Annotated in this window: 10 protein-coding genes; all 10 read left to right on the forward strand. The window is 34.4% G+C overall.

Annotated elements, in window-relative coordinates; translation table 11 throughout:
• Positions 1–211 precede the first annotated feature (211 nt).
• Positions 212–4,522 carry a PolC-type DNA polymerase III gene (locus V5E38_RS05380; RefSeq protein WP_499212459.1) on the forward strand — a complete coding sequence of 1,437 codons (4,311 nt, stop codon included), beginning with the start codon at positions 212–214 and terminating at the stop codon, positions 4,520–4,522.
• A gap of 244 nt (positions 4,523–4,766) precedes the next feature.
• Complete coding sequence (gene rimP, locus V5E38_RS05385) at positions 4,767–5,240, forward strand: ribosome maturation factor RimP (RefSeq protein WP_097975469.1); 474 nt, start codon at positions 4,767–4,769, stop codon at positions 5,238–5,240.
• 16 nt (positions 5,241–5,256) lie between these two features.
• Positions 5,257–6,381 carry a transcription termination factor NusA gene (gene nusA / locus V5E38_RS05390; protein WP_056470828.1) on the forward strand — a complete coding sequence of 375 codons (1,125 nt, stop codon included), beginning with the start codon at positions 5,257–5,259 and terminating at the stop codon, positions 6,379–6,381.
• A gap of 8 nt (positions 6,382–6,389) precedes the next feature.
• Positions 6,390–6,659: an RNase P modulator RnpM gene (gene rnpM / locus V5E38_RS05395; RefSeq protein ID WP_056470825.1), complete on the forward strand. Its 270-nt coding sequence runs from the start codon at positions 6,390–6,392 to the stop codon at positions 6,657–6,659.
• Complete coding sequence (locus V5E38_RS05400; RefSeq protein WP_097975467.1) at positions 6,656–6,955, forward strand: YlxQ family RNA-binding protein; 300 nt, start codon at positions 6,656–6,658, stop codon at positions 6,953–6,955. The genes rnpM and V5E38_RS05400 overlap by 4 nt, the downstream gene beginning before the upstream one ends.
• Before the next feature lie 23 nt (positions 6,956–6,978).
• Complete coding sequence (infB, locus tag V5E38_RS05405) at positions 6,979–9,159, forward strand: translation initiation factor IF-2 (RefSeq protein ID WP_499212460.1); 2,181 nt, start codon at positions 6,979–6,981, stop codon at positions 9,157–9,159.
• Between the two features lie 289 nt (positions 9,160–9,448).
• Positions 9,449–9,796: a 30S ribosome-binding factor RbfA gene (gene rbfA / locus V5E38_RS05410; protein ID WP_025568543.1), complete on the forward strand. Its 348-nt coding sequence runs from the start codon at positions 9,449–9,451 to the stop codon at positions 9,794–9,796.
• 72 nt (positions 9,797–9,868) lie between these two features.
• A complete protein-coding gene (truB, locus tag V5E38_RS05415; protein ID WP_499212461.1) occupies positions 9,869–10,780 on the forward strand; it encodes a tRNA pseudouridine synthase B in 912 nt (303 codons plus the stop codon).
• Positions 10,781–10,852: 72 nt separating this feature from the next.
• Positions 10,853–11,794, forward strand: coding sequence for a bifunctional riboflavin kinase/FAD synthetase (ribF, locus tag V5E38_RS05420; RefSeq protein ID WP_097975461.1), 942 nt, complete (start codon positions 10,853–10,855; stop codon positions 11,792–11,794).
• 139 nt (positions 11,795–11,933) lie between these two features.
• Positions 11,934–12,203, forward strand: a complete 270-nt coding sequence (rpsO, locus tag V5E38_RS05425; protein WP_025568545.1) for a 30S ribosomal protein S15 — start codon at positions 11,934–11,936, stop codon at positions 12,201–12,203.
• Positions 12,204–12,308 lie beyond the last annotated feature (105 nt).

Here is a 12,308-nt window from a genome sequence, read left to right on the forward strand (position 1 = left end):
GATTTTCAGACTGATTGCAAGCGCTTGTCTTTCGAGGCGCGAAGCCCGGTGAGGAGCGGAATTACCCTAGACGGTAATGAGCACCGCTCAACGGGCGAAGCAACGAAGAAAGCGAGCGTTTGTCAACAGTCTGAAAGTACCTCTGACTTTTAGAGGTACTTTCGATTTTTTACACATATACTGCAATTTATATAATAAGGTTGGTGAAAAAATGGGACAAACACGTCAGGAGCGATTTCAGCTATTATTAGATCAGCTTCAGTTTCCCGAAGATATGCGAGATCTATATTTTAAAAATGGGGAAATCGTAAATCTTGAAGTAAATAAAAGCGAAAAAAAATGGCAGTTTACTTTTAAAATAGATAATGTTTTACCTTTTGCAACATTTCAAGTATTTGTAACAAGTTTATTAAGAACTTTTAAACATATAGCAGATGTTTCCGTCGTTATTAATACTGAAAATCCAAAAATAGATCAACAAAAAGTAATTGATTATTGGTCATTTATGATTCAATCTGTTGAATCGAAATCCCCTATATTACAACATATTGAATCTGCTCTACCTTCAGTTGAAAATAATAAGGTAATGATCCATTTAAATAGTCTAATTGAAGAAAATGCTTTTACAAATCGATACGTTCCTCAATTGCAAGATTTATATCAAAAAGTAGGTTTTCCTAAGTTGTTTTTTGAGAATACGATAAAAGATAATGTTGAAGAAAAAACTGAGTTTCTTGAGAAAAAAGCTGAAGAAGATCGCAAGCGAGCGATGGAAGTACTTGTTGAATTAGAAAAGAAAGAGGCTGCTGAAGAAGCTGAAGGAGATGAGCCTCAGGGTCCTCTTGTTGTTGGATATTATATTAAGGAAACTGAAATTAATACGATCTCGTCAATCATCGAAGAAGAAAAACGAGTAGTTCTTCAAGGATATGTATTCGATTCTGAAATTCGTGAACTTAAGAGTGGCCGTGTCTTAATTACCTTTAAAATAACTGATTACACTAGCTCAATACTAGTCAAAATGTTCTCTAGAGATAAAGAAGATATCCCAATGTTAAATAAAATTAAAAAGGGTATGTGGGTAAAAGTTAGAGGATCAGTACAAAACGATACATTTGTTCGTGATTTAGTCATGATTGCAAATGATATAAATGAAATTACGCCAGATGAACGCAAGGATGAAGCTCCAGAAGGAGAGCGTAGAATTGAGTTACATGCTCATACACATATGAGCCAAATGGATTCAGTCGTTTCAGCAGGTGATTTAGTCAAACAAGCAGGTAAGTTTGGACATGAAGCAATTGCAATAACGGATCATGCAGTTGTTCAATCCTTCCCTGAAGCATTTGGAGCAGGGAAAAAACACGGAGTAAAAATACTATATGGCGTTGAAATAAATCTAGTAAATGATGGTGTACCAACAGCATATAATCCATCTCATGTTTCATTAGAGGAAGCAACCTATGTTGTATTTGACGTAGAGACAACAGGTCTTTCTGCTGTTTACGATACGATCATCGAGTTAGCTGCTGTAAAGATTCATAAAGGTGAAATCATTGACCGATTTGAACGATTTGCAAATCCCCATCATCCACTATCTGCAACTACGATTGAATTGACGGGAATTACTGACGATATGGTAAGAGATGCCCCAAATGTAGATGTTGTACTTCGTGAGTTTAAAGAGTGGATGGGTGACGATATTCTAGTAGCTCATAATGCTTCATTTGATATGGGATTTATACAAATGGGCTTTAAAAAATATGAAATTGGTATTACAAATAACGGTGTAATCGATACGCTTGAGTTAGCTAGAACATTATATCCAGATTTTAAAAACTTCCGATTAAATACACTTTGTAAAAAATTCGATATTAACTTAACACAGCATCATAGAGCGATTTACGATGCTGAGGCCACTGGCTTCTTACTCCTAAAAATGCTTAAAGATGCAGCAGAGCAGGATATGTATTATCATGACGAGCTAAATAATAACATGGGGAAAGGCGATGCTTATAAACGAGCAAGACCATCACATGCAACTCTATTAGCTACGAATGAAACTGGACTAAAAAACTTGTTTAAAATTGTTTCATATTCTCATATTCATTATCATCATCGAGTTGCAAGGGTTCCTAGATCATTATTAGTGAAACATCGCGAAGGAATATTAGTCGGGTCTGCATGTGATAAAGGTGAAGTTTTTGAGGCAAGTGTTCAAAAATCTCCTGAAGAAGCAGAAAAGCTAATGGAGTTTTATGATTATATCGAAGTAATGCCGCCAGAGACACTTTTACATTTAGTAGAATTAGAAATTGTTCGAAATGAACAACATTTAAGAGAAGTAATTTCAAAGCTTGTAAAAATGGCTGAGAAGGTAGAAAAAATTGTAGTTGGTACTGGTAATGTTCATCACTTACAAAAAGAAGACCAAATTTATCGAAAAATTTTAGTTGGTTCTCAGGGTGGAGCAAATCCATTAAATCGACATCGATTACCAGATGTTCATTTTAGAACAACCAATGAGATGCTTTCTTCATTCGCATTTTTAGGAGAAGAAAAAGCAAAAGAAATAGTCGTAACAAATACTCAAAAAATTTCTAGTTTGATTGAAGATATTAAACCAATTAAGGATGACTTATATACTCCAAAAATTGAAGGTGCTGAAGATGAAGTTCGCGATATGAGCTATCAAATGGCAAGATCTATTTACGGAGAGCAGTTACCAGAAATTGTAGAAGCCCGTCTTGAAAAAGAGTTAAAAAGTATTATTGGACATGGTTTTGCCGTAATTTACTTGATTTCGCATAAACTTGTAAAAAAATCTTTAGATGATGGGTATCTAGTAGGTTCAAGGGGATCTGTAGGTTCATCATTAGTTGCGACCATGACAGAAATAACTGAAGTAAATCCACTACCACCACATTACGTCTGTCCAAATTGTAAACACTCTGAGTTTTTCAATGATGGATCAGTAGGTTCTGGATTCGATTTACCGAACAAAGATTGTCCAGAATGTGGTACTGCATTTAAAAAAGATGGTCATGATATTCCGTTCGAAACCTTCCTTGGATTTAAAGGGGATAAGGTTCCTGATATCGATTTGAATTTCAGCGGTGAATATCAACCAACTGCTCACAATTATACAAAAGTACTTTTTGGTGAGGACTATGTCTATCGTGCAGGTACAATTGGTACTGTAGCTGACAAGACAGCATACGGTTATGTTAGAGGGTATGCAAATGATCATAATCTAAATTTACGTGGTGCTGAATATGATCGATTAGCTATGGGATGTACAGGAGTAAAAAGAACGACTGGACAACATCCAGGTGGTATTATCGTAGTTCCAGATTATATGGACATTTATGATTTTTCACCCATTCAGTTCCCAGCTGATGATGTAAAGTCTGAATGGAAAACGACACATTTTGATTTCCATTCAATTCATGATAATTTATTAAAACTAGATATTCTTGGACACGATGATCCTACTGTTATCCGTATGCTTCAAGACTTAAGTGGAATCGATCCAAAAACGATTCCAACCGATGACCCTGAAGTAATGAAAATATTTGCTGGACCAGAACCTTTAGGTGTTTCAGAGGAACAAATAGGCTGTAAGACAGGTACTTATGGAATTCCGGAATTTGGAACAAAATTCGTTCGTCAAATGTTAGAAGATACGAAGCCATCTACTTTCTCAGAACTAGTTCAAATTTCTGGTTTATCACATGGTACAGATGTATGGTTAGGAAATGCATCTGAATTAATTAACAGTGGAACTTGTACACTTTCTGAAGTAATTGGTTGTCGTGACGACATCATGGTTTATTTAATATATCAAGGATTAGAGCCTTCATTAGCATTTAAAATAATGGAATCAGTTCGTAAAGGTAAGGGCGTACCAGCAGAGTGGGAAGAAGAAATGAGAAAAAATAAAGTACCTGCTTGGTATATTGATTCATGTAAAAAAATTAAGTACATGTTCCCGAAGGCCCACGCGGCTGCATATGTTTTGATGGCAGTACGAATAGCATATTTCAAAGTTCACCATCCAATTCTTTATTATGCTGCATATTTTACAGTACGAGCAGAAGATTTCGATATCGAAGCAATGATTGCTGGTCCAAGTACGATTAAAGCTAAAATTGAAGAGATTGCGATAAAAGGTTTAGATGCATCAGTAAAAGAGCGAAGTTTAATGACTGTACTAGAGTTAGCATTAGAAATGTGCGAAAGAGGTTATTCATTTGAAAAAATGGATTTATATCGATCAAGTGCAGATGAATTTTTAGTAAATGGTAACAAATTGATTCCACCGTTTAATTCGATTCCTGGATTAGGGACGAATGCGGCTAAAAATATTGTTGCATCTAGAGAAGACGGAGAATTCCTTTCGAAAGAAGACTTACAACAAAGAAGTAAAATTTCAAAAACAGTATTAGAGTATTTAGATAAACAAGGCTGTTTACAAAACTTACCTGATCAAAACCAATTATCACTTTTCGATGGCTTTTAACAGTTTGCAAAACTTGGGAATTATGGTATAGTAGATACAGATGTAATTTAGCACGGGATTTTTCTTGAAGAGCAGGGGCAACCTGCTCTTTCTTATTACCCTTATGACCCAATTCATCTCTTACGTAGTGTGCAAACTTGAATTTTAAGTTACAATAATTGCGTAAATTGGAAATACTAAAGATAATTTCCCTGCTAAATAGCAGGGAATTTTCATCTTGTAATGTTTGGAAGGAGGATACTTCTTGAGTAAGAAGGTCACAGAGGTTGTATCAGAATTAGCACAACCAATAATTGAACAACTAGGATTAGAGTTAGTTGATGTAGAATACGTAAAAGAAGGAAAAGACTGGTTTCTTCGAGTATTTATAGATAGTGAGTCTGGAATTGATTTGGAGCAATGTGCTGCAGTAAGTGAAAGACTAAGTGAAGTCTTAGATGAAAAAGATCCAATTGAAAACCTATATTTTTTAGATGTTTCGTCACCAGGTGCTGAGCGTCCTTTAAAGAAAGAACAAGATTTTATAAAAGCAATTGGAAAACAAGTTTTCATTAAAACTTACGAACCAATCCTTGACGAAAAGAAATTTGAAGGGAAATTAATTTCCTATACTTCAGAGGAAGTTCAGTTAGAATTAACAATTAAAACAAGAAAAAAAATGATTACAATTCCAACACCAAAAATCGCAAGTGCAAGACTTGCTGTTACGTTTTTTTAAGTAGGGGGTACTTTTAATGAGTTCGGAGTTATTAACAGCATTAGAAATAATTGAAAGAGAAAAAGGAATTAGTAAAGATGTAGTAATTGAAGCAATTGAAGCAGCTTTAATTTCAGCATATAAACGTAATTTCAATCAAGCACAAAATGTTCGAGTTGATTTTAACCTACATAACGGTTCAATTCGTGTTTTTGCAAGAAAAGAAATTGTAAGCAATGTGTTTGATACACGTTTAGAAATTACAGTTGAAGAAGCACAACAACATAATCCAAACTTTATGGTAGGCGATATCATTGAATTAGAAGTAACACCTAAAGACTTTGGACGAGTTGCTGCAACTACTGCTAAACAAGTCGTAACACAAAGAGTACGTGAAGCAGAACGCGGTGTAATTTATTCAGAGTATATTGACCGCCAAGAAGATATGATGACAGGTACAGTTCAACGTATCGATTCACGCGCTATTTATGTTAACTTAGGAAAAATTGAAGCAGTTCTTCCTGTAACAGAACAAATTCCAACTGAGAAATACAGAATCCATGATCGCATTAAAGTATTTGTTACAAAAGTAGAAAAAACTTCAAAAGGTCCACAGATTTTTGTATCACGTACTCACCCTGGATTATTAAAGCGTTTATTTGAAACAGAAGTACCTGAAATTTATGATGGTGTTGTAGAAATTCGTTCAGTTGCACGTGAAGCAGGTGACCGTTCTAAGATTTCAGTATATACAAGCAACCCTGATTTAGATCCAGTAGGTGCATGTGTAGGTCAAAAAGGTCAACGTGTACAATCAATTGTTAATGAATTAAAAGGTGAAAAAATTGATATTGTACGTTGGTCATCAGATCCAGTTGAATTTGTTGCAAATGCATTAAGTCCATCGCAAGTTATTAGAGTTTTAGTAAATGAAGAAGAAAAAGCAACTACTGTAGTAGTACCAGATCACCAATTATCTCTTGCAATTGGAAAAAGAGGTCAAAATGCTAGATTAGCTGCGCGTTTAACAGGTTGGAAAATCGATATTAAATCACAGTCTGATGCAGATAAAATTGGTATTGACTATACATCACCAGCGCAAGAAGTAACAGTATCTAATGATGATTTCGATGCTTACGCTGACGACTTTAATGAGGAGTGAGTAAACTCATGAATCGAAAAATTCCTTTACGTAAGTGTGTTGTCACACAAGAAATGAAACCAAAAAAAGAATTAATTAGAATTGTGCGTTCTAAAGAAGGAGAAGTTTCCATTGATCCAAGTGGAAAAAAATCGGGTCGTGGAGCTTACTTAACTAAATCTGTTGAAGTTGTAAAACAAGCGCAGCAAAAAAACACTTTAGAACAGCAATTAAACGCTAAAATTGATGCTAGTTTATATGAAGAACTTTTAGCGTATATTGAAAAGGAAAAAGCATGACAAACAAAGGATTGTCTTTATTAGGACTTGCAGCTAGAGCTCGTAAAGTGGTTTCAGGCGAAGAGTTAGTTGTAAAAGAAGTCCAACAAAAAAGAGCAAAACTAGTTATTTTGTCAAAGGATGCTTCTGAGTTAACTGCGAAGAAAATAAAAGACAAAACAACTTTTTACAATACTCCACTTTGTTATGTTGAAAATCGCTTTGAATTAGGGCACGCTATTGGGAAAGACGCTCGAGTGGTCGTTGCAATTACTGATCAAGGATTTGCAACAAAACTTCAGACATTATTAAATTAATGGACTAATCTGGGGGTGAACGTATGACGAAAATTAGAATTTATGAGTATGCTAAAAAGCAAAATGTTTCAAGTAAGGAAATTATTGAAAGACTCAAGGATTTAAAAATCGAAGTAAAGAATCATATGGCCACAATTGCAGAGGATATTGTTGAAAAATTAAATAAGAGTTTTCAACCAAAGTCTGTAGAGATAAAACAACCCCAAAAAGCTGTGTCAAAATCTTCTTTTAAGGTAATTCCTGCATTTAATGTAGAAGCTAGTGAAGAACTTGATTACGAAGTAGACTATCAATTAGAAGATACGAAAGAAAAATCAAAAAAGAACAGTAATAAAAAGAAAAAGACTGACAGCCAAAAGCAAAGCAGTCAAAATGAAGATCGACAAACGACAGGGATAAAGAAAGGCACTCAAAATATGAATCATAAAAATAACTCAACCGAGAACACCTCAAATAAAATAATCTTCTCAGGTTCATTAAAAGTATCTGAGCTTGCAAAAAAATTAGGTAAAGAACCATCAGAATTAATTAAAAAATTATTTATGTTAGGCATTATGGCGACAATCAACCAAGACCTTGATAAAGACACCATCGAATTATTAGCAAGTGACTACGGAGTTGAAGTTGAAGAGGAAGTTATTGTTGATGAAAATGACTTCGAAAGCTTTATTGATGAAGCTGACGATGAAGCTAATCTACAAGAACGTCCACCAGTTGTAACGATTATGGGTCACGTTGACCACGGTAAAACAACTTTACTTGACTATATTCGTAAATCAAAGGTAACTGCTGGAGAAGCAGGTGGAATTACACAACATATCGGTGCTTACCAAGTAGAAATCGAAGGAAAGAAAATTACCTTCTTAGATACGCCTGGTCACGCCGCATTTACTACAATGCGTGCACGTGGAGCACAAGTTACAGATATTACAATTATCGTTGTAGCAGCTGATGACGGTGTTATGCCTCAAACAGTAGAAGCGATCAATCACGCAAAAGCAGCAGAAGTACCTATTATTATAGCTGTGAATAAAATGGATAAAGAATCTGCAAACCCAGATCGTGTAATGCAGGAATTAACTGAACACGGTATTGTATCAGAAGCATGGGGTGGAGACACAATCTTTGTTCCTATTTCAGCATTAAACGGTAACGGTGTTGATCAGTTACTTGAAATGATTCTGTTAGTTAGTGAAGTAGAAGAATATAAAGCTAACCCTTCACGTAAAGCACTAGGTACAGTAATTGAAGCTGAATTAGATAAAGGTAAAGGTGCAGTTGCAACTTTATTAGTTCAAAATGGTACATTAAAAGTTGGAGATCCAATTGTAGTTGGTACTTCATTTGGTCGTGTACGTGCAATGGTAAATGACTTAGGTCGTCGAATTAAAGAGGCTGGTCCATCAATGCCAGTTGAAATTACTGGTTTAAATGAAGTTCCTCAAGCAGGTGACCGTTTTATGGTATTTGCTGACGAGAAACGTGCGCGTCAAGTTGGTGAAGCACGTGCTTCACAAGCAGTTCTGCAACAACGTAGTGAAAGCTCAAAATTATCTCTTGAAGATTTATTTGCTCAAATTCAAGAAGGTAACGTAAAAGAAATCAATCTAATTGTTAAAGCAGACGTTCAAGGTTCTGTTGAGGCGATGGCTGCTTCATTACAAAAAATTGAAGTAGAAGGCGTAAAAGTTAAAATCATCCACACAGGCGCTGGTGCAATTACTGAATCAGATGTAATTTTAGCTTCTGCATCTAATGCAATTATTATTGGTTTCAACGTACGTCCTGATGTAAATGCAAAACGTACTGCAGATTTAGAAAATGTAGATATTCGATTACACCGTATTATTTACAAAGCAATTGAAGAAATTGAAGCTGCGATGAAAGGTATGTTAGACCCTGAGTTTGAAGAAAAAGTAATCGGTCAAGCAGAAGTTCGTCAAGTATTCAAAGTATCAAAAGTTGGTACAATTGCTGGATGTTATGTAACTGATGGAAAAATCACTCGTGACAGCGGTGTTCGTTTAATTCGTGACGGTATTGTTGTATTCGAAGGTCAATTAGACACATTAAAACGTTTCAAAGATGACGTTAAAGAAGTAGCGACAAACTACGAATGTGGTATCACGATCGAGAAATACAATGATATTAAAGAAGGCGACGTAATCGAAGCTTACGTAATGGAAGAAATTAAACGTAAATAACAATGAAAAGTGGAAGGCGTTTGCTAAAGCCCCGACAAGCATAAGAACAATAGCAGAAAAGGTTGGTTTTTAACCTTTACTGCTATTGGGCTTATGACCTCAAGGGACGACTCGCTGGAAAACTAGACATCATAAAAACTTCTTCTAGAAGATGATTTAAAACTGGAAATAAATAATGGACTTATCACAAATGAATAAGTTCAGCATAATAAATAATTATTTATACAATTAGTTAAACTAATTGTATGAAAGCACGAATTGTTTTGCTTTGTAAGATTGAGGTGAAAGTATGAAAGTAAGAGCACATCGTGTTGGGGAACAAATGAAGAAAGAACTTGGTGAGATTATTGGTAGAAAAATTAAAGATCCAAGAATCGGCTTCGTAACAGTTACTGATGTTCAAGTAACTGGTGACCTTCAACAAGCTAAAGTCTATATTTCAGTATTAGGTGACGACGAACAACGTCAAAATACATTAATTGGATTAGCGAAAGCAAAAGGATTTATTCGTTCTGAAATTGGTCAACGTATTCGTTTACGTAAGACACCAGAATTAATTTTTGAATTTGATGAATCAGTCGATTATGGTAATCGAATTGAGACATTGCTAACTCAAATTAATAAAGAGAATAACTGATAATGAATGGATAGGCGAGAGATTCGTCTATCCATTTTTCATCATGCTAAATAATAAACGATAGGTGATAAGATGAATGGTGTAATTGCACTAAATAAACCAGCGGGTCTTACCTCTCATGATTGCGTCTTTAAAATAAGAAAGATTTTAAAGACAAAAAAAGTCGGTCATACAGGAACCCTAGATCCAGAAGTAACGGGCGTCTTGCCGATCTGTGTAGGTGAAGCTACAAAGCTAATACCATATTTAACCGATGATCGGAAAAAATATATTGGTGAAATTACTTTAGGATTTTCTACAACAACTGAGGATGCTCATGGTGAAATTATTGAGCAAAAGAAGGTTGATCGAGCTATTACTCGTGAAGAAATTTTAAAAGTACTATATCAATTAACTGGAGAAATTAGTCAAACTCCACCTATGTACTCTGCTGTTAAAGTAAATGGCAAAAAGTTATATGAATACGCGAGGGCTGGAATCGAAGTAGAACGTCCAACTAGAACAGTTACAATATTTGAAATCATTTTACTTGATAATCGAGAAGTATTTGAAGGCGATACAATTTCTTTTAAATTTGAAGTTTTTTGTAGTAAAGGTACATATATTAGAACTTTAGCTGTTCAAATTGGTGAGCTTTTAGGATTCCCTGCTCATATGTCTTATTTAACTAGAACAAAAGCAGGTGCATTTACGATTAACGATTGTGTTACATTTGCTGAATTAGAAGAAAATGCTAATGATTTTACTTTAGATCGTGTAATGTTATCGATGGAGCAAGCTCTTAATGAGTATCCACGTCTAACTGTGACAGCTGAAGAAGAAGTAAGAGTATTTAATGGTGGATTTTTTCCGAATACGATGAACTGTAAAGAAGGGGAATATATTGCAGTCTACAACGAAAATAATCGAATTATTGCAATGTACACTCCAAACCCTAAAAATAATAATGTAATTAAACCGACAAGAGTATTTCATAACCAATAGAAAAAACTATATAAATTTTATTCATTGTTCTATAATGGGAAAAGAGACTTGATTATAGAAAAGGTGATAAATATGACAAAAATAATAAAAATCACCCATCCTCATTCAATAAAAAAAGAAGATTGTAAAGAAACGGTCTTAGCACTTGGCTTTTTTGATGGAGTACATAAAGGTCATCAACAAGTCATAAAAGCTGCTAAAGAAATTGCGGATGAAAAAGGATTATTATTATCAGTGATGACATTCAATCCACATCCATCTGCAATTCTTGGAAATCGTGATGATGCGATTTCTTATTTAACACCTTTGGAGCTAAAAGTGAAGTGGATGGAGAAACTTTGTGTAGACCAATTATTTGTTGTTGAATTTTCAGAGGAATTTGCGGCACTACTACCACAAGAATTTGTTGATCAATACATTATTGCTTTAAATGCAAAACATGTTGTTGCTGGATTTGATTTTTCATTTGGAAAATATGGTAAAGGGAATATGGAATCATTACCATTTCATTCTAGAGGTGAATTTACTCAATCAACAGTTTCAAAATTCGTTTTAGATGATGAGAAAGTAAGTTCAACACGAATTAGGGAAGCGATAAAAGCCGGTGAAATGGAAGAAGCTACCCACTTACTTGGCAGACAGTATCAAATTAAAGGGATCGTTGTAGATGGTGACAAACGTGGCCGAACAATTGGATTTCCAACAGCTAATATTTCTGTTTCCATTCCGTATGCATTACCATCAGTAGGTGTTTATGCTGTGAAATGTATTGTTAACGGTGAAATATATGAAGGTATGTGTAATATTGGATACAAACCAACTTTCTATCATGAGTTCCAAAAACAAACAATTGAAGTAAATATTTTTGAATTTAATGAAGATATATACGGAAAAGAAGTTGAAATTTTTTGGTATGCTAGAATACGTGATGAAAAGAAGTTTAATGGTATAAATGAGTTAATCGATCAATTACAAAAAGATCGTGAAACAGTAAAAAGTTATTTTCGCGAATAACTAATTTAGAATACTTGCTTTTATAATTAAAACAATGTAATATTATTAAAGTACTTGAAAAACCGTTGCTTGGCAAATCGATTCACCGACGACTGCTAGGTGATAGGTGTTCAACAATATTATTATGAGGTGAAAAAACATGGCATTAACTCAAGAACGTAAAAACGAAATTATCAGCACTTACAAAACTCATGCGAACGATACTGGTTCTCCAGAAGTTCAAATTGCAGTTTTAACTGAAAACATTAACTCTTTAAATGGGCACTTACGTACTCACAAAAAAGATCACCACTCTCGTCGTGGTTTATTAAAAATGGTTGGTAAGCGTCGTAACTTACTTAACTACTTACGTAACAAAGACATTACTCGTTACCGTGAATTAATTAACAAATTAGGTTTACGTCGTTAATTCGAGTATTAATTTGATACTTTAAGAAAAAGCGGGATTCTTCCCGCTTTTTCTTATACATATCGATTTAAAATTACTGATTAATTGAATTTTAAATTTATAAAT

Origin of the sequence: Rossellomorea sp. GAMAL-10_SWC (genome assembly GCF_049568075.1) — a bacterium.
In the GTDB taxonomy this organism is placed as follows: domain Bacteria; phylum Bacillota; class Bacilli; order Bacillales; family Bacillaceae_G; genus Gottfriedia.